Here is a 1,543-nt window from a genome sequence, read left to right as displayed (position 1 = left end):
TTCTTGGTTAGAAGATGAAGATTATATCTTGAAAAGTCCAGCTCGAAGAATCCATAAAATACGTACAGGTAGCACAGTAAAAGAGACATACACGGATGAGGAACTAGAATCCATGAGAGACCATTGTGATACCCTACGAGATTTAGCACTTATAGATATGTTATGTTCAACTGGCATGAGAGTAGGAGAGTTAACGAGTCTTAATAGACGAGATGTAGACTTTGAGAAAAGGGAATGCATCGTTTTGGGTAAAGGTGACAAAGAACGAAGGGTTTATTTTGATGCAAGGACTAAAATTCACTTAAAAAGGTATCTAGAAGAGCGAACAGATGATAATCCAGCGCTATTTGTGACATTAAACAAGCCAACTGCACCTTTGAAGATTAGTGGGGTAGAGATTAGATTAAGAGAATTAGGTAAAAGGTTAAATATAATAAAAGTACACCCGCATAAATTTAGACGGACATTGGCTACTAAGGCTATTGATAAAGGTATGCCTATAGAACAAGTTCAAGTATTATTAGGGCATACTAAAATAGATACCACCTTGCAGTATGCCATGGTCAGTCAAAGAAACCTATACAGATGAACAGCTAGAATTACTAAGAGATCATTGCAAAACAATACGTCCACTCATTACACCACTAAATGATGATGAGCTGGCTAAAAGGTTTGATTACCTAATCTATACAGTAGACTTAGCCTATTTACAAAATAAAAATGCCACTAAGCCAATCAGAAGCATTGTTCAAACAGCGGAGCAGCTTTCTAAAAAAGGCACTATACCACAAGTCATGGCGCAGAAATACGTTATCGAGAAAGTTCAAACAGATGAGTTTTGGGAGAGTGCAGATATACTGGAACTTGAAGAAGTGAGAATTGCCCTAAGGGACCTCCTTAAGTTTATCGATAAAGAAAAACAACCGATCTATTACACAGATTTTAAAGATCAAATACTTGAAATCAATGAAAATGGTGCTATGTACAATAGCAATGACCTCAAAGATTACAAGAAAAAAGTAGAACACTACCTCAAAGCACACCAAGACGAGTTAGCCATCTACAAACTCCGCAACAACAAGCAGCTCACCCAACAAGATCTCAAAACCTTAGAGCGGATCATGTGGGAAGAACTCGGTAGCAAAGCGGAGTATGAAAAAGAATATGGCACAACACCAATCAGCAAATTGGTGAGAAAGATCGTCGGACTAGATCGCGGTGCTGCCAACGAAGCCTTTAGCAAATTCCTCGGTGAAGAGAAACTCAATATGACCCAAGTGCGATATGTCAAACTTATTGTTGATTACGTTGTAGCCAATGGGATGATAGACGATAATACCGTACTCATGGAAGAACCATTCAGAAGCCTTGGCAGTATTCCAGTACTGTTTAAGGAGAACATGACAGAGGCTAGAGAAATTATGACCGTGATACAAGAGATTAAGAAGAATTCAGAAGTTATAGCATAAAAATAGAAGATTAACTAAAAGCCCAACATGACCACGTAGATAACTAGCAATGAAGTTAGAAGGTGTGGTTGTGT

2 protein-coding genes are annotated in these 1,543 nt (G+C 38.1%); both read left to right on the top strand.

Annotation, left to right across the window (positions count from 1 at the left end; genetic code table 11):
* On the top strand, positions 1–589 hold a 589-nt coding region (locus RRY75_RS14060), incomplete at its 5' end, for a tyrosine-type recombinase/integrase (RefSeq protein WP_332717389.1).
* Positions 555–1,469 carry a type I restriction-modification enzyme R subunit C-terminal domain-containing protein gene (locus RRY75_RS14055; RefSeq protein ID WP_332493934.1) on the top strand — a complete coding sequence of 305 codons (915 nt, stop codon included), beginning with the start codon at positions 555–557 and terminating at the stop codon, positions 1,467–1,469. The genes RRY75_RS14060 and RRY75_RS14055, both read left to right, overlap by 35 nt.
* Positions 1,470–1,543: the final 74 nt, after the last annotated feature.

Source organism: Niameybacter sp., from assembly GCF_036655075.1.
GTDB lineage: Bacteria > Bacillota > Clostridia > Lachnospirales > Cellulosilyticaceae > Holtiella.
The sequence above is the reverse complement of the archived record's forward strand: the minus strand, read 5'-3'. Positions and strand labels throughout refer to the sequence as shown.

Excerpts from the sequence above, each read along its gene's own strand:
- RRY75_RS14055 (WP_332493934.1), top strand. The coding sequence starts at position 555 with ATGCCATGGTCAGTCAAAGAAACCTATACAGATGAACAGCTAGAATTA.